Below are 22,210 nucleotides of genomic sequence, written 5' to 3' on the forward strand. Positions count from 1 at the left end.
CACCTCGGTGCCAGGTGCGACCATGGAGAGCATGAAGCGTTCAGCGATCTCGCGCCGCCCCCGCACGGGGCTCGTCGTCGCCGCCGCCGCGGCCCTGCTCCTCGCGGGGTGCGGCGACGCGGAGGAGCCGGCCTCCGACAGTACGACGACGGTCGCCACCGAGCAGCGCACCCCGGCCACCGGCACCACCGGGGACGTCACCGTCACCGACTCCTCCGTCATCCTCGGCGACCCCGACGCGCCCGAGCGGGTCCACGTCTACCAGGACCTCAACTGCCCCCACTGCCAGCAGCTCCACGACCTCATGGCCGGGGACGTCGAGGAGTGGGCGCAGGGCTCGGACGTCGCCGTCGAGGTCACCGTCGTCGACTACCTCGGCCCGCGCACGACGCACGCCTTCTCCACGCGGGGGGCGAACCTCCTCGCTCTCGTCGCTGACGTCGACCCCGAGGCGTGGCCGGCCGTCCAGGACGCGCTCCTGGACATGCAGCCGTCGACGACGACCGAGGAGATCACCGACGAGCAGCTGGTCGCGGCCGCGCGCGAGGCCGGCGCGGACCTCGACGAGGCCGACGTCGCGGCGCTGGAGTCCCTCGCCTACAGCGACTGGGTGGACGCGGCGACGGCGCAGGCCGCGGCCGCCGGTGTCAACTACATCCCGCAGGTGTGGGTCGACGGCGAGCTCGTCGGCGGGGAGACCCACGAGCAGACCCTCGAGCTCGTGCGGGAGGCCGTGACCGACTAGCGCCGGGAGGCGGGGGCGTCCGGGCGGCGGACGAGCGTCGAGCGCAGGACGTCCAGCCCGACCGACCCGACGTCGAGCGCGCGCCGGTGGAAGGCCTTGAGGTCGAGCTCCTCGCCCCGGGCGCGCGCCTCCTGCGCGGAAGTGTCGCGGATCTGCTCCCACAGCCGCTGGCCGACCTTGTAGGACGGCGCCTGCGCGGGCCACCCGAGGTACCGGTCGAGCTCGAAGGCGAGGAACCCCTCGGCCATGTTCGCGTTGGCCTTGAGGAACTCCCACGCCTTGAGCGCGTCCCACGTGCCGCCGCCGAGGTCCTCCGGTGCCCGCTTGCCGAGGTGGACGCCGATGTCGAGGACGACACGCGCGGCCCGCAGTCGCTGCCCGTCGAGCATGCCGAGGTGGTCGGCGGGGTCGTCGAGGTAGCCGAGGTCGGCCATGAGCCGCTCGGCGTACAGCGCCCAGCCCTCGCCGTGCCCGCTCACCCAGCAGGCCAGGCGCCGCCACGTGTTGAGCAGGTCCGAGCGGTAGGCGGTCTGCGCGATCTGGAGGTGGTGGCCCGGAACGCCCTCGTGGTAGACGGTGGTGAGCTCACGCCACGTGGCGAACTCGGTGACGCCCGGCGGCACCGACCACCACATCCGGCCGGGGCGGGAGAAGTCCGCGCTCGGGCCGGTGTAGTAGATCCCGCCCGTCTGGGTGGGGGCGATGCGGCACTCGAGGCGGCGGACCGGCTCGGGGATGTCGAAGTGGGTGTCGGCCAGCTCGGCGACGGCGCGGTCGGAGGTCTCCTGCATCCACGCCTGGAGCGCGTCGGTGCCGCGCAGCCGGCGTGCGGGGTCGGCGTCGAGCCGGGCCATCGCCTCGGCGGGGGTCGTGCCCGGTCCGTACAGCCGCGCCGCCACCGCGTTCTGCTCGGCGGTCACGCGGGCGAGCTCCTCACACCCCCACTCGTACGTCTCGTCGAGGTCGACGGTGGCGCCGAGGAAGTAGCGCGACCACAGCTCGTAGCGTTCGCGGCCCACGCCGTCGCGGGTGCCCGCCTTGGGGGCGAGCTCGCGGCGCAGCATCTGGGACAGCTCCCCGTAGGCGCGGCGTGCCTCGGCGGCCCCGGTGGTGAGGAGGTCGGCGAGCGCGCCGGACGGCTCGGAGCCGTCGGGGCGGGCCCCGGCGACGAACGTCGTGAAGAACGAGGTGCTCTCGTCCGCGAGCTCCTCCGCCTGCGCGATGCACGCCTCGATCTGCCGCCGCGCCGCGACCTTGCCGTCCACGGCCGCCGCGCGCAGGGACTCCTGGTAGCCGGCGAGGGCGTCGGGCAGGGCCGTCATCCGGCGGCCGATGGACTCCCAGTGCTCGGTCGTGTCCGTCGGCATGAGGTCGAAGACGTCGCGCAGGTTCTGCACGGGGGAGTGGATGACGTTGAGCTGGCGACCCACCTCGCCGGACATGTAGAGCTCGGCGTCCAGCCCGAGCCGCTCGCTCATCGCCGCCATCGTCACGACGTCGACCTCGTCGGCGGCCTCGAGCTCGGTGAGGTGGGCGACGGCCTCCATGGCTGCCTCCGCGCGGGCGAGGTGGCCGCGGGGCGAGAGGTCGGGCAGCTCGTCCTCGTGCCCGGGTAGTCCGAGGGAGGTCGCCGCCAACGGGTCGAGGGCAGCCAGCCGCTGGACGTAGTCCTCGGCCGTCGCGTCGATCCTGGTGGCTTCCCGCGGATTGTCGATCACGATTTCGGAGCGTATCGGAGCGCGGACCGTGCGTGAGTCCGCGGCTCACGGCGCTGGGACTGAGGGCCAGGTCACATTCTGCGGGGGGCGGGGTGAGGCGGGGTGAACCCGCGTGCCTGCGGGCGTGCGTGGCGCTCGTCCCGCGGCGCCGGGGAACATGGTCCCAGCACGGGGGAGGGCGGCGCGGGGAGCATGGGAGAGTGCGGTGCCTCGAGGGCCACGCCAGGGCGGCGGTCGGTGCCCCACAGACCGACGCCGCCGGGTCTGGCCGCAGACCACCCCACCACCCCACCACCCGGAAGGCGCTCATGACCGTCACCCCCGACAGCCACGTCCTCCTCAGCCCGGCGCAGATGGCGAGGGTGGCGGAGGACTCCTCCGTCGCCAAGGCGACGAACCGGCCGCTGAAGTCCTTCCTCCTCGGGCTGACCGCCGGGGGCTACATCGCTCTCGGGTTCGTCTTCTTCACCACGACGCAGGTCGGCGCGCAGGACATGCCGTGGGGTGTGGCCAGGCTCCTGGGCGGGCTCGTCTTCTCCACCGGCATCGTCCTCGTCGTGCTCACCGGGGCCGAGCTCTTCACCAGCTCGACCCTCACGCTCACCGCCCGCGCGAGCGGTCGGATCACGTGGACCCAGCTGCTGCGCAACTGGGGCGTGGTCTACGTCGCGAACTTCATCGGCGCGCTGGTGATCGCCGCCCTCGTCTACCTCGCCGGGACGTGGCAGTCCGCCGACGGCGGGTGGGGCGCTGTCGTCCTGGACACGGCGCAGGCCAAGGTGAGCCACCCGTTCCTCGAGGCCCTGGTGCTCGGCATCCTGTGCAACCTCATGGTGTGCCTGGCGGTGTGGGCGGCCTACTCCGGGCGGACGGCGACGGACAAGATCCTCGCCCTCACCCTGCCCATCGCGCTGTTCGTCTCCGCGGGCTTCGAGCACTCGGTCGCCAACATGTTCATGATCCCGCTCGGCATCCTCATCAAGGGTCAGGCGGGCCCGGAGTTCTGGAGCAGCACCGGCCTGGTCCCGGCCGACTTCGCCGACCTCACGTGGGGCTCGTTCCTCGTGGACAACCTGCTGCCCGTCACGCTCGGCAACATCGTCGGCGGCGGCGTCATGGTCGGGATCATGTACTGGACGATCTTCCGCTACCTCGAGCGTCCCCGGCCGGAGGCCCTCACCACCGGCTGCTGACGCCGCCGAGGGTGAACGGCGGGGTGAAAACCCGGCCTCTCGTCCTTTAGTACGCCCCGCTCCTGCGAAAGTCGCAGTGGGCGTGTGTTCGCGCGCCCGGGAACCGGGCGGAAGCGGGTAGCAGTGGACGAGCGTCGTCGGCGGAGGCGTCAGGGTCGTCGGAAGGTCTGGGCGGTCCTCGCCGCGTTCGCCGTGGCGCTGCCCGCCGTGGGGGCGCTGGCGACGCCGGTCGCCGCGCAGGCCCAGTACCTCGAGGTGACCAAGGCGGCCGAGCCCTACCAGCTCGCCCCCGGGCAGACCTTCACCTACAGCGTCCAGGTCCAGTGCTCCGAGCAGTCCTGCCTCGACGCGCAGCTCACCGACACGCTGCCCGCCGAGCTCGCCGGCTTCCGGCTCCAGGGCGTCACCACCACCCCCGGTGAGAGCACCCTCCCGCGCACCGTCGAATGGACCGAGGGCGGGCGTCCGGTCGCGCAGCCCGACGTCGTCGGCCCCGACACCCGGCTCGTCGTCGACTTCACCGGCGACGTCACCACCCCGGACGGCGTCGGCCTGCAGAACGGCCGGACGTTCACCGTCCAGCTCGCGCTCCGCGTGCCGGACGACCTCACCCCGCGCGAGCTCGAGATCGTCAACACCGCCCGCACGACGGCGAGCAACTCGCTGTCCGGCGAGGCGTCCGCCCCCGTGCGGCTGTCCGTGCCGGCCGTCGTCGACCTCGCCCCGACGAAGACGTGGGGCCCCAGCCCGCAGGACTTCGCGCCCGGCAGCACCTCGACGGTCTCCCTGGCCGTCACCAGCCTCTCCAACGTGCCCCTGGACGCCCTCACCCTGCAGGAGCCCGCGGACGCCCCCGAGGGCGCCACCGCGCTCGCCGCCTCCAACCCCTTCACCATCACCGACTTCACCGGGTTCGGAGCCGCGACGGTGCCCGCCGGCACGCAGGTCCAGGTCGACGCGTACGTCCAGGACGAGGCCGGCGCCTGGCGGTGGGTCACCGGGGCCCCGCTCCCCGCTCCCGCCCTGCCCACCGGTGTGGACGCCGCCGACGTCGCGGGCCTGCGGTTCTCCTACGCCGGCGCCGTCGCCCCCCGCGACCTCGCCGCCGTCGACCTCACGCTCGCGCAGCGCGCCACCCACCGCGACGGCGGCGCCGACCTGTCGACGGCGCCCTCCGGCGTGGCCAACGTCGTCACCGCCACCGCGACGTCCCTCGAGCACGACCGGACCGTGACGAAGGAGGCAGGCGCCCGCTACGACGTCGTGCCCGCGGCGCTCGCGGTCACGACCGAGAAGAACATCGAGCCGCGGACGGTGACCGGCGGGGAGAGCGCGACCGGGACGCTGAGCGTGACCAACACCGCCTCCCCGGTGGCCGAGCTGCGCCTCGCCGACACCGGCTTCTTCACCGCGGACGTCACCTTCGGTGGCTTCACGCAGGCGCCGACCTGGCCCGCCGGCGCGACCGACGCGGTCGTGGTCTACCACCCGCTCGCCGGCGGCGGCCCGGTCGAGCAGCCGTTCGCCCGCGGGGAGACGCCGGCGGCGCCGGCGACGCCCGTCTCCGGCTTCGAGCTCGTCTACACGGCCCCCGGCAACGCCATCGAGGAGGCCGCGACCGCGACCGCGAGCTTCGTCATCGGCACCACCGAGGCCGCCGCCGGCGAGGCGGCGCGCACGACCCTCACCAACACCGTCACGACCACCGCGACGGCCGCCAACGGGACGAGCGCCACGGCCTCGGACCTCGACCGGCTCACCGTCATCACCCCCGCCGTCGGCGTCACGCTCGACAAGCAGGTCCGACCGGCCTCGCCCGTCGAGCCCGGCGGGACGGCCTTCGTCACCCTGCGCGCCACCGGGACCGCCACCGACCGCGCCGTCCTCCACGACATCGTCCTCGAGGACGTCCTGGGCACGGGCGACGCCGAGTTCTGGGACGCCTTCGACCTCGTCGCCGTCGCCCCCACCCAGGTGCCCGCCGGGGCCGTGCTCACCCTCGAGGTGCGCGACGGCGAGGCCTGGACCCGGGTCGCCGGCCACGGCCCGCAGGAGACCGCCACGGTCTTCCGGCTCGACCGGCCCGACCTCGCGGCGGCGCTCGCGGACGCCGGCGCGGACGACGTCACCGGTGTGCGGCTGACCTTCCACAGCGACGCGGGCTTCGCCAACGACCTCACCGTCGAGCCCGTGCTCGTCCTGGACGCCCGCAGCGAGCTGCGCAGCGGCGGCCCGGTCGACGCGCTCGAGGCCGAGGGCACGACGCAGCGGCCCACCGACTACGTCAACACCGCGACGGTCCGCGCGGCCGGCTCCTCCGAGGGCGGCACCCCGCTCACCGACGAGGACGGCGACGCCGCCGCCGGCGAGGTCGTCGCCCTCCCGGGCGGGCCCGGCGCGCTCGACGTCGAGAAGGCGTGGGACACCGACGCCGTGCACGCGCAGGCCGCGGACACCGCAGGCACCGCGCTGCACTGGCACGTCTCCCCGGGCTTCGCCGCCGTGACCCTCACCGACGCGGCCACGCAGGCCCCCACGGGCACGGTCTACGAGGCCTTCGACCTGCGCGCGGTCCGTCCCGTCGCCGCGAGCAGCGTGCCCCTCAGCACCGGCTGGTACCTGCGCTACGACGACGTCACCGCCGTCGAGCTGTACACCGGCGGCGCCTGGAGCACCCTCCCGGTCCCCGCCGGCGGCTGGGTCCAGCAGGGCCGGTTCGTCGGCCACCAGCTCACGGCAGAGCAGTCCGCCGCCACGACCGGCGTCCGGCTCACCCTGGCCGAGAACACCGCGGCCCGGCAGGCCGCCCAGCAGGTCGGCGCGGCCTTCGACCCCTACGCCCCCGAGCCGGGCAGCGGGGTGGGAGCCGGCAGCACCATCCGCCGGTTCGACCTCGACTGGCAGCTGCGTGAGCGGACCCGCACCGACGACGGCGCCCCCGGCGCCTGGGTCACCGGGCAGCTCGGCTACAACGTCACCGCCGGCCCCGGCACCGTGGAGAACACCGTCGCCCTCGACGGCACCCGCGCCGACGGCAGCACCGCCCGCGACGTCGACGCCGACACCATCCAGGTCCTCGACCCCGGCCCGGCCGTCGCCGTGAGCAAGACCGTGGCCGCCGCCACCCCGGTGTTCGTCCCCGAGCAGGGCACCCCGGTGGACCGCTGGCCCACCGCGACGTGGACGATCACCGCCCACAACGCCTCCGTGGCCGCCGCCGGGCACGTCCGGGTCACCGACCCCGCCACCCCGTGCGCCGCCCCGGCGCCCGTCTCCGCCTGCCAGACCTCCGACCCCGACGCCGACCCGTTCGGCGCTGACGTCGACTGGCTGGAGCACAGCCCGTTCCGGTACGTCGACCTCACCCGGGTCGCGCTCTCGGCGAGCCGTGCCGACGAGGTCGACCTCGACGCCACCGTCGTGTGGCTCCTCCACCACGACGGGCAGGCCTACACGACGAGCCGGCACACCGGCACCGCCGCGGCCGCCCTCGACGCCGCCGCGCTCGCCGACGTCGTCGGCATATCGGTGACCTTCCAGGCCCACGACGCCGGCGCCGCCGGCGTCGGCACGACGATCACCCAGGCCAACCGGCTCGGCCTCACCCTCGAGACCCGGCTGCGCCCGACCCCGCGCGGCACCGACGAGCCGCTCGTGCTCGGCGTCACCCGGACCCTCGACCTCGACAACCGGGTCTTCGCCCAGTCCTACGACGACGTGCTCAGCCCAGGCGACACCACCGGCGACCTCGCCTCCGCCCGGGTCGTGCTCACCGGCGGTGACGTCAACATCCGGCCCTCGAAGACGGTGAGCCCTGCCCAGGTGCTCCTCGCCGACCCCGACGTCCCGGTGACCGTCACGCTCGCCGCGGACCAGGGCACCAGCCCGCGCAGCACGCTGTCGCCCAGCCGCGTCGTGCTCGAGGACCATGCCGCCTCCGCGGACTTCTGGGACACCGTCGACCTCACCGGCCTCGGTGCCGTGTCGCTGCCCGCCGGTGCGGACCGCGTCGCCGTCGGCGTCTACGGTCCCTTCGGCCCGCAGGGCGCCCCGGCCTGGGTGGACGGCGCCCCGGCGGCCACCGCCGAGCTGCCCGTCCCGGCCGAGGCCTACGGCGACGTCCAGGGCATCCGCTTCGCGTTCACCCGCGCCGACGGCGGCTACTTCGACCAGGCACCGCCGCCGGCCGCGAACTGGTCGGCGCGGGCCGCGTTCACCGTCGCGGTGCGCGACACCTACCGCGCCTCCGGCGAGGACGTCGTCTTCACCGGGTCGGTCGCCAACACGGTGACCGCGCAGAGCCTGCGGACCGACGGGAAGGACTCCGCCCCGGCCCCGGCCACCGCCCGCCTCACCCTGAGCGAGGGCACCCGCGAGCTCGAGGTCAACAAGCTGACCAACGCCGGCAACCGGCGCGCCAACCCCGGCGAGAGCGTCCCGTTCCGGATCACCGTCACCAACGCCGGCACCGGGTTCCTCACCCTCACCGAGCTGCGCGACACCCTGCCCGCCGAGCTCGTCCACCTCGGGGACGCCCCGACCTACACGGCCCAGGAGGGCGGCCTCCTCTCCGAGGACGTCACCCTGGCCGTCACCGGCCCCGACCTCGTCCTCACCTGGCCCGAGGGCGGCAACCGGATGGCCCCGGGGGAGACGTTCACCATCGACCTCCCCCTCGAGCTGCAGCCTGCGGCCGGGCGGGTCTTCAACGACGTCGTCGTCACCACCGCGGAGGTCCTCGACCGCTGCGGCAACACCGACGGCAGCGGCAACTGGCACCAGCCGGGCGGGGACACCTCCTGCGCGACCCGCGACTACGTCGACGCCGTCGCCGGCCCCAACCTCTTCGCGGTCAAGGGCGTGCGTGGCTCCCTCGACGGCACGAGCGCGGGCGGCGCCTACCACCCCGGGACCGGCGCCACCTGCAGCCCCACGCTCACGGCCACCGGTGGCTCCTACTTCCGGGCGCCCTGCGTGGCGCACAGCGAGCTCGGCGGTGAGGACCACTGGGTGCTGCGCGTCCAGAACGCCGGCACCTTCCCGGTGACCTCGATGACGGTCTTCGACCAGCTGCCCGTGGCAGGGGACGGGTTCCTCGTCTCGGGCGCCTCGCGCGGCTCCACCTACCGCCCCCGGCTCGTCGCCGACTCCCTCGACGTCCACGCGCCGGACGGCACCGCCGTCGTCGTCGAGACGACCACGAGCCCGGACGTCTGCCGGGGCACCTGGGCCGGGCTCTCCGGAGGCTCCGCACACACGCCGTGCGCGCAGGCGGGTGAGACGTGGACCCCGGTCGGCGCTACGACGGACTGGGACGCGGTCACCGGGCTGCGCGTCTCCCTCGACTTCACCGCCACGGCCTCCGGGGCGCTGACGACGAGGGAGCTCGTCGACGTCACCTTCCGCACCCGCAACGTGGTCGCGACGGCGCAGGACCCGAGCGGGGCGCCCACCGTCGTCCCGGCCGACGAGTCCTTCGCCTGGAACCAGTTCGGCGTCCAGTACCGCGACGTCGACCCGCAGGGGCGCCACGCGGTCAAGCGCCTCGCGCCCAACGCCGTCGGCGTCCACCTGCGCACCGGATCGATCGCCGTCGCCAAGGAGGTCACCGGGCCCGCCGCGGCGTACGCCGCGGAGGACTTCACCCTCGCGCTCAGCTGCCGGAACGGGGACACCCCGCTCGACCTCGGCGCCGGCGCGACCGTGACCCTCACCGCCGGTGAGCAGGTCCGCCTCGACGGCATCCCCTACGGGGCCGGCCCGCAGACCGAGTGCACGGTCACCGAGACGGCGCAGACCGGTGAGTTCGGCGAGACCACTCGCACCACCGACCCGGTGGACGGCGTGCTCACCCTCACCGAGCCCACCGACCCGACACGAGCCGAGCAGGACGTCCCCGCCGCCCAGGTCGCCACGGTGACCAACGACTACCGGTTCACCGGCCTGTCGGTGACCAAGGCCGTCGACACGCACGCCACCACCGGGAAGCTCGGTCCGTTCGACTTCACCCTCCGGTGCACCTCGCTCACCGGGGTGCCCGTCCCGCTGGGGGCCGACGGCGCGACGACGCTCGCGTTCACGCTCGCCGACGGCGAGACGTTCACCCTCCCGGACGACCTCCTCCCCGTGGGCACCGAGTGCCTGCTCACCGAGACCGACGGCTCGCACGCCGACACCGTCACCGTCGTCGGGGACAACGTCACCGACCACGGTGACGGCTCGGCGACCGTCGTCCCCGGCGTCGACCCCGCGGAGGTCACGGTGGTGAACGGCTACGGCGCGGGCACGCTCACGGTGGCCAAGGACGTCGACGGCGCGGGAGCCGGGACCTACGGGGACGGACCGTTCGGCTTCACCGCCGAGTGCACCTACGAGGGCCAGGTGCTGCTCGAGGAGACCTTCGAGCTGCGCGGCGGGGAGACCCGCTCCTTCGGAGTCTTCCCGGCCGGCACGCACTGCGGTGTCGCCGAGACGGTCACCGGCGGCGCGACGACGACGACGCTCGAGCCGGCTGACGGCATCGTCGAGATCACGCAGCCTGCCGAGGCGGACACCGTGAGCGAGGCGCGCGTCGTGGCCACGAACACCTTCGACGTCGGCGCCCTGGAGATCACCAAGGTGGTCGACGGCGACGGGGCCGAGCTGTGGGGCGAGGGGCCCTTCGTGGCCGAGGTCGCGTGCAGCTGGGACGGCCGGACGCAGCCCGTCGCGCTGCCGAACGACGGCGTGGTCACGCTGACGCGGGAGAACGGCTACACCGCGCGGATCGACGACCTCGTCGTCGGTGCCCACTGCACCGTGCACGAGACCGGGACCGGCGGGGCGACCTCCTCCACGATCGCGCCCCTCGACGGCACGGTCACGGTCCCGCCCGTCGAGGACGGCGAGCCACAGGCAGCGGCGGTCACCCTCACCAACACCTTCGACGTCACCTCGCTCGAGGTCGTCAAGGAGGTCCAGGGCGACCTCGCCGGGGCGCAGGGTCCGTTCGAGATCGAGCTCGTCTGCACCCGGGAGGTCGACGGGCGCACCGCGCCGGTCGGGATCCCGGGCGGGGCGGTGCGCGAGCTGAGCCCGGCGGACGGGCTGCGGACCGTGTACGACCAGCTGCCGGTGGGCGCGGACTGCCACCTCACCGAGACGCTGACCGGCGGAGCCGACGGAACGACCATCACCGTGACGGTCGAGGGACAGGAGCCGGTCACCACCGAGGGCCCGAGCGCCGCGGTCCACCTCCCGGCCGGCCCCGGCCAGGCGCGCGCCGTCGTCGTCAACGCCTTCGACGCCGTCCCGGTCGAGCCGTCACCGCCGGCCGACGCGGTCTCCGGCCTCGTCCGGACCGGTGCCCAGGTGGGCGCCCTGGTGGGCATCGCCGCGCTGCTCGTGGCCCTGGGCGCGGTGGTGCTGAGGCGCCGCGGCTCCACCCCGTAGCGCGGCCCCTGAACCGCGGTCGTGCCGGGCCTCCCCCCAAGGTCCGGCACGGCCGCACCACCCGCGGCCCCACGTCGTCGTGAGGTCGCGGAGACTGCGGTCGTGCCGGGCCTTCGCCCCAGGTCCGGCACGACCGCGTCATACGAGACGGTCGTCCGTCACAGCTCCAGGAGGGCGAGCTTCTCCAGCGCCTCCGGGCGCCGGTTGACGCCGAGCTTGCGATAGGCCGATCGCAGCTGCGTCTTGACCGTGTTGACGGACAGGAACAGGCGCGTGGCCATCTCCTCCCTCGTCAGACCGTCCCGCAGGAGGCGGAGCACGTCGATCTCCGCCTCCGACAGCGGCGCCGCGAGGACAGCCCGGACCTCGACGGACGGCAGCGCCGCGCTCTCGACGAGCGCGATCGCGCGGGCACCGTCGTCGGTGTCGGCGATCGACTCGAGAGTCTCGCGCGTCAGGTACCGCAGCGTGCCGTAGGTGCGGCGCTCCAGCACCTCGTGCACCGTCTGCAGGAGCAGGTGGCGGCCCTCGGCGGGCCGGCCGTCGGCGATGGTGGCCTGTGCCCGGAGGAGGGCGAGCGCCCGGCGGCAGCGCTCGTCGCGCGGTGCCCGCAGCTCGACCTGCATGACGGCCCGGTACTGCCCGGAGGCGAAGAGGTGGACGGCGTGGGCGAGCACCGACACGTCGGTGTGCGCGGCGTTCCCGTCCAGGTCGGACGGGTGGACACCGTGCAGCTTGATGAGGGTCCGCGCATCAGGCAGCGCCGTGGCCAGGAGCCCCTCGCTGCCGGCCGACGGCGGGACCGCCGCGGCGACGGTGTCGCACAGCTCCTCCGCCCGGCGCCGACGACCCGTGAGCACGAGGTGCCGCACGTGCGCCTGAAGCGCGATCGGCCACAGCTCGCGGTGCGCCAGCGGGGAGGGCCGGGCCTGCCGCAGCTCCTCGGCGCTCGGGTCGAGGGTGTCGACGGCGCAGATGTAGTCGGTCAGCCAGATCGTGTCGTCCACCATCGCCTCCACCCAGCTCTCGGTCCTGGGCAGGCTGCGCGCCCGGTCGTTGAGGTGGGCAGCCTCCCTGACGTCCCCGCTGAGGGCGTGGGTCAGGGCGAGCTTGGCGGTCGCCTCCCGCACGACGAACGGGAAGCGGTCCGGGCGGTGGGCGTCGCACGCCGTGAGGAAGAAGCCTCGGGCGGTCGACGCGTCCCCGGCCAGCAGGGCCGTGATGGCCGCCTGGACGAGCCACATCGCCACCGTCCCGCCGGAACCGTCGAGGAGACCGCCCCGCTGCGCGCGGACGAGCTCCTGGCTCCTGCGCACCTGGGCCAGCGCCTCGACGGGACGTCCCCGGAGGCGCAGGTCGGCGATGTAGCGGATGAGCTCGCCGGGTGTGGCGTCGCGGCCCGGGACGGCGTGCGGCTCGAGCAGGTCGTCCACGGCACCGTGGCCCGTGGCGCGCGCGACGTAGCTGGCCCCGTCGAGGGAGCACAGGAGGTCCGGCGGCGCCGCACCCACCAGGCTGCGCAGGTCAGTCGGGTCGATCGCGAACCAGATCTCCACCCAGTTCTCGTCGAGGATCTTCAGTGCCCGTTCCCAGTCGGCCCGCTCGACCGCCGGCAGGAATCGCGCCGTCGCGGGTGTGCGCACCGCCCTGATCGACCCTCGGTCCACGTCTCTCCTTCTGCGCGAGCAGCCCTCCGCGACGGCGCCGGATGCGCTGATATCACCACATCGGGGCGCCCGAGCCAAAGTCGGACAGTGCTACGGGTGCAGCGACCAGCGCCAGGAGCCCGGGCCGGGCAGCGGGCCGGGCCGCAGCCGGCGCGCGTGGTCGGCCCACGGGGAGACGGGCGCGGGCGCCGCCGCGTCGTCGTCACGGGTGGCGCGCGCGGCGACGATCCCGGCGACGAGGGCGGCGAGCTCGACGTCGTCGGGCGTGCCCCGCACGACCCGGAGCCCCGCGGCGCTGAGGTCCCCGCTCACAGCGGGATGTTCCCGTGCTTGCGGGCGGGCCGCGAGGCGCGCTTGGTGCGCAGCGCCCGCAGTGCCCGGACGATCTGGACACGGGTGTCCGACGGCGCGATGACGGCGTCCACGTAGCCCCGGGCGGCGGCGTCCCACGGGTTGACGAGCGCGTCCTCGTACTCGGCGACGAGCCGCGCCCGCTCGGCCTCGACGTCCCCGCCCTCGTCGGCGACCTTCCGCAGCGCCCCCCGCTGGAGGATGTTGACGGCGCCGCCGGACCCCATGACCGCGATCTGCGCCGTCGGCCACGCGAGGTTGACGTCCGCGCCGAGCTGTTTGGAGCCCATGACGATGTACGCCCCGCCGTAGGCCTTGCGGGTGATCACCGTGACGAGCGGGACGGTCGCCTCGGCGTAGGCGTAGATGAGCTTGGCGCCGCGGCGGATGATCCCGTTCCACTCCTGGTCGGTGCCCGGGAGGAAGCCGGGCACGTCGACGAACGTGAGGACGGGGATGTTGAAGGCGTCGCACGTGCGCACGAAGCGGGCGGCCTTCTCCGACGCGGCGATGTCGAGCGTGCCGGCCATCTGCAGCGGCTGGTTGGCGATGATGCCGACCGGGCGGCCCTCGACGTGGCCGAACGCGGTGATGACGTTCGGCGCGTAGAGCGCCTGGACCTCGAGCAGCTCACCGTCGTCGAGGACGTGCTCGACGACGGTGCGCATGTCGTAGGGCTGGTTGTCGGAGTCCGGGACGAGGGCATCGAGCTCGAGGTCCGCCTCGCTCACCTCGAGCGCCTCGTCCTCGGCGGGCCACGCCGGAGGGTCGCTGAGGTTGTTCGCGGGCAGGAAGGCGAGCAGCGCTCGCGCGTAGTCGATGGCGTCGTCCTCGTCCTCGGCGAGGTAGTGCGCGACGCCGGAGCGCTCGTTGTGGGTGGCGGCCCCGCCGAGCTCCTCGAAGCCGACCTCCTCACCGGTGACCGCCTTGATGACGTCCGGGCCGGTGATGAACATGTGCGACGTGCCGTCGGCCATGATGATGAAGTCGGTGAGGGCGGGGGAGTAGACGGCCCCACCCGCGCTCGGCCCGAGGATGAGGGAGATCTGCGGGATCACCCCCGAGGCCGCGACGTTGCGGCGGAAGATCTCGGCGAACTGGGTGAGGGCGGCGACGCCCTCCTGGATGCGCGCGCCACCGCCGTCGGAGATGCCGACGAGGGGCACCCCGGTGCGCAGCGCGAGGTCCATGACCTTGGTGATCTTCTGGCCGTGCACCTCCCCGAGGCTCCCGCCGAAGACCGAGAAGTCCTGGGAGTAGATGCACACCTGGCGCCCGTCGACGGTGCCGTGCCCGACGACGACGCCGTCCCCGGCCGGCTTGCGGTCCGCGAGGCCGAAGTTGGTCGAGCGGTGGGTGGCGAAGGCGTCGAGCTCGACGAAGCTGCCCTCGTCCAGGAGCGCCTCGATGCGCTCGCGGGCGCTCTTCTTGCCCCGGGCGTGCTGCTTGTCGCGCGCGACGGCCTCGGCGCGCTCGAGCTCGGCGTTGCGGTCGGCGAGGTCGGCGAGCTTGGCGGCCGTGCCGAGGGAGGTCGATTGCGAGGTCACCCGGCGAGCGTACTTGTGGGGCCGCGCGCTCCTCGCTGCCCGTGCCGTGCGTTTCGCCCCGCCGTCGTTGTGGAGGCCCTACAATTGGGGCCCGCGCGGTGGCCGTCCCACGGCCGCGCGGATCCTGCCACCACCTGCGCGACACGCGCGCGACACGCCGCGCGCAGGGGTGTCCCAGAGGGTCACCGGTGGACTTGGTGGCAGGAGCTGCGGGCCCGTGGGCCCACCGGCGGGGCCGGTCGGTTCAGGAGCCGAGCTCGGCCTCGATGATCTCGACGAAGACGTCGGTGGGCTGGGCGCCCACGACCGGGGTGCCGCCGACGATGAAGCTCGGCGTGGACTGCAGGCCCACCGCCTGCGCCTCCTGCATGTTCTGGTCGACGACGGCGAGGACCTCCGGGTCGGTGAGGTCGGCCCGGAACTGCTCGACGTCGAGCCCTGCCTGCTCGGCGAACGCGACGAGGTCCTCCTCGGAGCGCGCCTGGAGGTCGGACATGAGCAGGTCGTGGTACTCCCAGTAGGCGCCCTGGCGCGCCGCGGCGGCCGCGGCGACGGCGGCCCGCTCGGAGTCCTCCCCGAGGATCGCGACGTCGCGCGACTCGAGGCGGACGTCGCCCTCCTCGGCGTAGGCGGCCAGGGTCGGGAGCGTCTCCTGCGCCCACCGCTGGCAGTACGTGCAGGAGTAGTCGGAGTACACGACGATGCCCACCGGGGCGTCGACCGGGCCGAGCGCCATCGCGTCGCCCTCGGTGCGCCGGGTGAGGTCCGGGGCGGTCGCCTCGGTGGCGGGCTCGGGCTCGGCGGTCGCAGGGGCGGTCGCGGTGGCGGTCGGGGCAGCCGACGGCTCCTCGTCGTTCCCGCGCCCAACGAGGAGCCCGGCCACGACCGCCACGACGACGAGCAGGAGGAGCACGGGCACGACGACCCGGGCGCGGGAGGAGGACATGGGGGACTCCAGACGTAGACGGCACAACCATGCTAAGCCGCGCCCGGCGCCACCTCGCGGGACGGACCGCCCTGCCCGGTGTGGTTGGCTCGGGGCGTGGACGCCGCCCCTTTCGCCCGGCTCGAGCGCCTCGCCGAGGCGGCCTCGACGAACACGGTCCTGCGCGAGGCCGCCACCGCCGACCCCTCCGGGTGGCCGCACCTGTCGGCCGTCCTCGCCGCGCACCAGACCGCGGGTCGCGGCCGGGCCGGGCGCCGGTGGCAGACCCCGCCGGGTGCCGCCCTCACGGCCTCCGTCCTCGTGCGGCCGCGGGTGCCGGCCGAGCGGCTGCCGTGGCTCACGCTCCTCGCCGGGCTGGCCGTCGTGCGCGGCTTCCCCGGCGCCGTCGGGCTCAAGTGGCCCAACGACGTCCTCGTCGCGGACGCCGGCACGGAGCTGCCCGGGTGGGGCACCGCCCGCAAGGTCGGCGGGATCCTCACCGAGCTGCTGCCCGGGCGCCCACCGGCCGCCGTCGTCGGCATCGGCGTCAACCTCACCCAGGGTCCGGAGGACCTGCCCGTCCCCTCGGCCACCTCGCTCGCCCTCGCCGGCCTGCCCGCCCCGACGGCGCCGGAGCTGCTCACCGCCGTCGGCCGCGAGCTCGCCGGGCTCCTGGCCCGGTGGGAGGCGCACGACGGCGACGCCCAGGCGGCCGGCCTGCTCGCCGACGTCGCCGACCGCTGCCTCACCCTCGGGCGGCCCGTGCGCGTCGACCTCCCCGGTGCCGCGCCGCTGCACGGCACCGCCCGCGCCATCGACGACGCCGGCCGTCTCCTCGTGCGTGACGCCGCGGGCCGCGAGCACGCCGTCCTCGCCGGCGACGTCCTCCACGTGCGCGGCGAGGACATGGACAGCGACGACTCGCCGCCGCCGAAACGTTAACCTGGGGGTGTGACGGGCGCCGCAGACCCAGGGGGACGCCCGAGCGACCCCACTTCCGCCACCGTGCCGCCGAGGTCGACCGTGGCCGAGCGCGTCGCCGAGCTCATCGGCGGCGAGCCCAGTCTCACGATGGTCGAGCTCGCCGAGCGGGCGGGCGTCGACCTCGCCACCGCGCGCCTCTTCTGGCGTGCCATGGGCTTCCCGAACGTCGCCGACGACGCCGTGACGTTCACCGGGCGCGACGCCGAGGCGCTGCGCGCCATGGGCTCCCTCGTCGCCGGCGTGGCAACCGACCGGGCGACCGCGGTGTCCCTCCTGCGCGCCCAGAGCTACCTGGCCGACCGGCTCGTCCTGTGGCAGGTGGAGGCGCTCGTCGAGGACGCCGGCCGCCGGCTCAAGCTCGACGACACCGGTGCCCGGCTCGTCGTCCTCGACCACATCGCCGACGCCGCGGGCCTGCTCGAGGGGCAGCTCGTCTACGCGTGGCGCCGCCAGCTCGCCGCCCTCGTCGAGCGGATGCACGTCGAGGTCGCCGGGCGGTCGGTCGAGGAGTCGGCGAGCGACACGCTGCCGCTGCCCCGCGCGCTCGGCTTCGTCGACATGGTCTCCTTCACGTCGAGCTCGGCGCGGCTGAGCCCGCACGAGCTCGCCGCCCTCGTCCAGGGCTTCGAGTTCACCGCGCGCGACGTCATCACCTCCCACGGCGCACGCGTCGTCAAGACCATCGGCGACGCCGTCCTGTTCGCCGCCGACGACGTCACGACGGCGGCGCGCGTCGCCCTCGCCCTGCTCTCGGCGATCCACGCCCGGCCCGACCTGCTGCCCGTGCGCGGGTCGGTGGTCTGGGGCCGGGTGATCTCCCGCTCCGGCGACGTCTTCGGGCCCGTCGTCAACCTCGCGGCCCGGCTCGTCGACGTCGCACCGCCCGACACGATCCTCATGGACCCCTCGACGAGCGAGCGGCTGGCGAGCTCCCCGTCCGCGGCCGAGTTCGCCATGGTGCCGCACGGGCCGGCGGACATGCCGGGTATCGGGCAGATGACGCCGGTCGAGCTGCGTCGGGCCGCCGAGGCGCCCGCACCCTCCTGACGCGAGGTCCACTTCTAGCGGCAGATGACCGGAAGTTGGTTGACCGCGTCATCAAGGGTGGCTAGCGTCTTTCGTTGCTGGACGGGAGGGCAGTGACGCCCTGCCCGCCGGCATCGAGGCCGACCAAAGGAGTGAGGATGCTCGAACGCACCGCCGTGTCCACCGGGGGGCACCGACCATGGTTCCGCCGCACCGTCGCCGTTCTCGGCGCCGGCGCCGTCCTGGGTGCCGGGCTGGCCGCGCCGGCCCTGGCCGACGACCTGCCCGCACAGACCCCGGGCGTCACCCTGCGGACCTACCAGCTCGCACAGGACCCGGGCGAGGTCTGCACGCTGCGGTCCGCGACGACGCCCAACGTCGACAAGCTCATGCCGACGATCGACTGGCGCACCGACGAGGAGTTCGGGGCCTCGGACAACTTCATCACCCACGCCCTGGCCAACCTCCACGTCCCCGCGGACGGGGAGTACGGCCTGCGCGTGACCAACGACGACGGCGCGCTCGTCTACATCGACGGGCAGCTCGTCCTGGAGAACGACGGCCCCAACGACTCGACGTCCGTCGAGGCGACCGTGAGCCTCACCGCCGGCGTCCACGACCTGCGCGTCGAGCACTACGAGGGCAGCTTCAACCAGCGCCTCAGCCTCTACTGGCAGCCGCCGGGCGCGTCCTCCTTCGAGCTCGTCCCGACCACGGCGCTGAGCACCGACGCCGAGGTGGTCCGCGTGACCGCGCCCGGCGTGAAGTTCTGCGAGGGCGCGACCGACACCCCCGGTGACGGCCTGCGGCTCTACGACGTCAACCCGAACTACGAGCTCGTGGACCTGCGCCCCGAGGGCTTCGAGCCCGCGGTCTCGGCGCTCGACTTCACCGAGGACGGCGACCTCGTCGTCGTCACCGCCGGCCAGGTGAGCCCCGGCGGCTGGCAGCCCGACCCGTACACCGGGCAGGTCTACATCCTCGAGGGCGCCCAGGAGGCCGACGGCCCGGAGGACGTCACCTACCGGCTCGTCCACGACGGGCTGTTCAACCCCATGGGCGTCGACGTCATCGGCGACTCGATCTTCGTCTCCGAGCGCGACGGCCTCACCGAGCTCGTCCCGGACCCGCAGGCCACCGACCCGGAGACGGCCGCCTACGTCCGCAACCCGGAGCACGAGGACGGCAAGTTCGCCACGTGGCCCGACGGTGGGAACTTCCACGAGTTCGCCTTCGGCCTGGTCCACGACGAGGAGAACTTCTACCTCAACCTCTCCGTGGCCATCAACAACGGTGGCGCCTCGACCAACCCGCAGCCCGCGCCCAACCGCGGCACGACGATCGCGGTGGACCGGGAGACCGGTGAGGTCGAGCTCGTCGCCGGCGGCCTGCGCACCCCCAACGGCATCGGGTGGGGCGGCACCGACGGGCAGGACCTGTTCGCCATGGACAACCAGGGCGACTGGCTGCCGAGCTCCAAGCTCGTCCACATCAAGCCCGGCCGCTTCTTCAACCACTACACCAACCCGGCCGGCCCCTTCGACGACCAGCCGGTGACCCAGCCGGTCGTGTGGGTGCCGCAGAACGAGATCGGCAACTCCCCGAGCGCGCCCTTCCAGCTCACCGACGGCCCGTTCGCCGGGCAGATGCTCTTCGGCGACGTCACCTACGGCGGCCTGCAGCGCGCGTTCCTCGAGGAGGTGGACGGCGAGTACCAGGGCGCCGTCTTCCGCCACACCGCGGGCCTGGAGGCCGGCGTCAACCGCACGATCGTCGGGCCCGACGGCGCGATCTACGTCGGCGGCATCGGCGAGGCCGGCAACTGGGGGGAGTCGGGCAAGCTGCGCTACGGCCTGCAGAAGCTCGAGCCGGTGAGCGAGGACAACTTCGACATCGCCGAGATGCGCGTCGTCGAGGGCGGCTTCGAGCTCGAGTACACCCAGCCGCTGTCCCAGGAGACCGCCGCGGCGCTCGCCGAGGCCTACGAGGTCACCCAGTGGCGCTACGTGCCGACGGCCAGCTACGGCGGCCCGAAGGTGGGCGAGGTGACCCTGCCCGTCACCGGCGCGGAGCTCTCGGAGGACGGCACCACCGTCACGCTGGCCATCGACGGCCTCGAGCCGGGGCACGTCGTCCACGTCCGCTCCCCGCGTCCCTTCCAGGACGCCACGGGCCAGGAGCTGTGGAGCACCGAGGCCTGGTACACCCTCAACTCCCTGCCCGGCTACGTCGGCCCGGAGGACCGCGGCTACTACGAGGCCGAGGAGGCCACGCTGCTCGGCGGGGCGAACCCCCACGACGAGCACAACGGCTACTCCGGCACGGGCTTCGCCCAGGGCGTCCAGCAGGTCGGCGCCGAGGTCCGCTTCACGGCCACGGTCGAGGAGGCCGGCACCTACCCGGTCCACCTGCGGTACTCCAACGGACCGCACCCGTTCGCGGGCACGAAGACCATGTCGCTCTACCTCAACGGCGAGAAGGTCGGGCCGTGGGAGCTGCCCACCACCGGTGACTGGAAGACCTGGGCCACCGTGACCCGCGAGCTGCCGCTCGACGCGGGGACCAACACCATCGCGCTGCGCTACGACACGGGGGACGACGGCAACGTCAACCTCGACGCGCTGTCCGTGGGCGCCGCCGACATGTGCGTGGCCGAACCCGCGGACGAGGGGTACACCGCGCTCTTCGACGGCACCCTCGAGAGCTTCGCCGACTGGCGCCTCGCCGGCGCCGGGTCCTTCGGCCGCTACGAGGACTGCTCGCTGCGCGGCTCCGGCGGGATGGGGCTGCTCTGGTACGCCGAGCAGGAGTTCGGGGACTACAGCCTCAAGCTCGACTGGAAGCTCGTCAAGGACGACAACGGCGGTGTGTTCGTCGGCTTCCCGGACCCGGGCAACGACCCGTGGGTCGCCGTCAACCAGGGCTACGAGATCCAGATCGACGCCACCGACGCTGCGGACCGTACGACCGGTGCGGTCTACACCTTCCAGGGGGCGGACGCCGCGGCGGTGGAGCAGTCGCTCAACCCGGTGGGCTCGTGGAACAGCTACGAGATCGTCGTCGACGGGGACAACATCAAGATCTTCCTCAACGGCACCCTCGTCAACGACTTCACGAGCACCGACCCGGCACGTGACCTCAGCTCCGGGTTCGTCGGCATCCAGAACCACGGCGGGGGTGAGACGGTCTTCTACCGCGACATCCAGGTCAAGGAGCTGACCGACGAGCCGGCGGAGCCGGTCCACGTGCCCGCCGAGCAGGTCTCCGTCCAGCTCTTCTCGCTCATCCCGTGGGTGGGCGAGGCGGGCCTGGAGCCGGTGCTCGCGCGGCTCGCCGAGATCGGCCTGCAGAACATCGAGCCGTTCGGCGGCAGCTTCGCCGGCTACACGGCGGCGGAGTTCCGGGCGCTGACCGACGCCGTCGGCCTGGACGTCCCGTCCTCGCACTACGACGTCGCCGAGGGGAGCTTCGACAGCACGCTGGACTACGTCCGGACTCTGGGCCAGGAGTACGTGGGCTCGGGCGGGTTCGCCGCCCCCGGCATCGGGTCCTACGAGGACACCCTCGCCACGGCGGAGACGCTCGACCGGCTCGGTGAGCGGTCCGTGGCGGCAGGCGTGGGCAAGGTCTTCGGCCACAACCACGCCGGGGAGTTCACCACGACCTACACCCACGACGGCGAGCAGATGTCGGCCTGGGAGATCCTCGTCGAGGAGACCGACCCGCAGTACGTGACGTTCGAGCTCGACGTCGCCTGGGCGGCGGACGCCGGGATCGACGTCCCGGCGCTCCTCGAGGAGCACGGTGACCGCATCGAGCTGCTCCACGTCAAGGACGCGACGAACCTCGACGCGCCCGGCAACCCGACCTTCACCAACCTCGGTGAGGGCGACGTCGACCTCCAGGCCATCCTCGCGGCGGCCCAGGAGCACGCGGACATCGCGTACTACGTCCTGGAGTACGACCTCGCGCCGCGTGGCGAGGAGTTCGTCACCACCGGGTTCGAGTACCTCACGGGGCAGGAGGCCGGGGAGCCCGGCACGCGCCCGGTGACGGTGACGCCGGCGGCGGTGACCTTCACCGACGAGCCCGGCACCGCCGACGACGGCTACACCGTGCCCCGCACGCCCGGGGTGGAGTACGTCGTCGACGGGCAGGTCGTCGCGGCCGGCTCGTACGCCGGGACCGGGACGGTGACCGTCACGGCGCGGGCACTGGCCGGGTACGTGGTGGCCGACGGGGCGGGGGCGCAGTGGTCGCACACGTTCTCGACCGACGACGGCCAGCCCACCGACCCGCACACCGCGATGGCGCAGCTCCGCGCGACCCTCGCGGGTCACGTGGCGGCCGGGACCGTCGCCGGGCCGATCGCCTCGCAGCTGACGAACGCGCTCGACCAGGCGGCCCGTCACCTCGACGGTGACCGCACCACCCAGGCGCTGCGCGCGCTCGAGCGGTTCGTCACGCACCTGGAGAACCCGAAGCGGCCCGACACCCTCGCCCCCGCGGCGCGGGCGGAGCTGCACGAGGACGTGGAGGTGGTCATCGACCTCATCGGCTGACGAGGAGGTCCGGCGACCAGCCGACGGAGGGGCCCGCAACCGGACGGTTGCGGGCCCTTCC

General features: G+C 73.9%; 11 protein-coding genes. 6 read left to right on the forward strand and 5 right to left on the reverse strand.

Features of this window, described 5'->3' with window-relative positions; genetic code table 11:
- Window positions 1-31 precede the first annotated feature (31 nt).
- Window positions 32-745 (forward strand): DsbA family protein, encoded by a 714-nt coding sequence (locus FE251_RS02745; RefSeq protein WP_168202632.1) that lies wholly within the window; start codon window positions 32-34, stop codon window positions 743-745.
- Here the strand turns inward: FE251_RS02745 and FE251_RS02750 are convergent.
- Window positions 742-2,463, reverse strand: coding sequence for a DUF885 domain-containing protein (locus tag FE251_RS02750; protein WP_139072146.1), 1,722 nt, complete (start codon window positions 2,461-2,463; stop codon window positions 742-744). The two genes, FE251_RS02745 and FE251_RS02750, sit on opposite strands and share 4 nt — an antisense overlap.
- Window positions 2,464-2,771: 308 nt before the next feature.
- Here FE251_RS02750 and focA point away from each other — a divergent pair, with 308 nt between their 5' ends.
- Together focA and FE251_RS15915 are read left to right on the forward strand one after the other, a co-directional pair.
- Window positions 2,772-3,656: a formate transporter FocA gene (gene focA, locus FE251_RS02755; protein WP_139947754.1), complete on the forward strand. Its 885-nt coding sequence runs from the start codon at window positions 2,772-2,774 to the stop codon at window positions 3,654-3,656.
- Between the two features lie 123 nt (window positions 3,657-3,779).
- Window positions 3,780-11,087, forward strand: a complete 7,308-nt coding sequence (locus FE251_RS15915) for a DUF5979 domain-containing protein (RefSeq protein WP_139947756.1) — start codon at window positions 3,780-3,782, stop codon at window positions 11,085-11,087.
- Window positions 11,088-11,245: 158 nt separating this feature from the next.
- On the opposite strand, the gene FE251_RS02765 is transcribed toward FE251_RS15915, so the two are convergent.
- The 4 genes from FE251_RS02765 to FE251_RS02780 all read right to left on the reverse strand — a co-directional run bounded on the left by FE251_RS02765 (window position 11,246) and on the right by FE251_RS02780 (window position 15,598).
- Entirely contained in the window at window positions 11,246-12,754 is a 1,509-nt protein-coding gene (locus FE251_RS02765) for a response regulator transcription factor (protein WP_139947758.1), read from the reverse strand.
- A gap of 90 nt (window positions 12,755-12,844) precedes the next feature.
- Window positions 12,845-13,066, reverse strand: a complete 222-nt coding sequence (locus tag FE251_RS02770) for an acyl-CoA carboxylase subunit epsilon (protein ID WP_139947760.1) — start codon at window positions 13,064-13,066, stop codon at window positions 12,845-12,847.
- Window positions 13,063-14,652, reverse strand: coding sequence for an acyl-CoA carboxylase subunit beta (locus FE251_RS02775; RefSeq protein ID WP_139072141.1), 1,590 nt, complete (start codon window positions 14,650-14,652; stop codon window positions 13,063-13,065). The genes FE251_RS02770 and FE251_RS02775 overlap by 4 nt, the downstream gene beginning before the upstream one ends.
- 244 nt (window positions 14,653-14,896) lie before the next feature.
- Window positions 14,897-15,598, reverse strand: coding sequence for a DsbA family protein (locus FE251_RS02780; RefSeq protein WP_139072140.1), 702 nt, complete (start codon window positions 15,596-15,598; stop codon window positions 14,897-14,899).
- Between the two features lie 96 nt (window positions 15,599-15,694).
- Between FE251_RS02780 and FE251_RS02785 the strand changes: the two genes are divergently transcribed.
- From FE251_RS02785 to FE251_RS02795, 3 genes are all read left to right on the forward strand, one after another.
- On the forward strand, window positions 15,695-16,519 hold the full coding sequence (locus FE251_RS02785; protein ID WP_230976518.1) for a biotin--[acetyl-CoA-carboxylase] ligase: 825 nt from the start codon (window positions 15,695-15,697) through the stop codon (window positions 16,517-16,519).
- 81 nt (window positions 16,520-16,600) lie between these two features.
- Window positions 16,601-17,608, forward strand: a complete 1,008-nt coding sequence (locus tag FE251_RS02790; protein ID WP_139072138.1) for an adenylate/guanylate cyclase domain-containing protein — start codon at window positions 16,601-16,603, stop codon at window positions 17,606-17,608.
- A gap of 137 nt (window positions 17,609-17,745) precedes the next feature.
- Window positions 17,746-22,149: a family 16 glycoside hydrolase gene (locus tag FE251_RS02795; RefSeq protein ID WP_168202633.1), complete on the forward strand. Its 4,404-nt coding sequence runs from the start codon at window positions 17,746-17,748 to the stop codon at window positions 22,147-22,149.
- Window positions 22,150-22,210: the final 61 nt, after the last annotated feature.

This window comes from Georgenia wutianyii, assembly GCF_006349365.1.
Classification (GTDB): domain Bacteria; phylum Actinomycetota; class Actinomycetes; order Actinomycetales; family Actinomycetaceae; genus Oceanitalea; species Oceanitalea wutianyii.

What these genes read in the sequence shown, in the direction of transcription:
- FE251_RS02745 (WP_168202632.1), top strand. Translation starts at nt 32, where the DNA reads ATGAAGCGTTCAGCGATCTCGCGCCGCCCCCGCACGGGGCTCGTCGTC.
- focA (WP_139947754.1), top strand. Translation starts at nt 2,772, where the DNA reads ATGACCGTCACCCCCGACAGCCACGTCCTCCTCAGCCCGGCGCAGATG.
- FE251_RS02780 (WP_139072140.1), bottom strand. Translation starts at nt 15,598, where the DNA reads ATGTCCTCCTCCCGCGCCCGGGTCGTCGTGCCCGTGCTCCTCCTGCTC.
- FE251_RS02795 (WP_168202633.1), top strand. Translation starts at nt 17,746, where the DNA reads ATGCTCGAACGCACCGCCGTGTCCACCGGGGGGCACCGACCATGGTTC.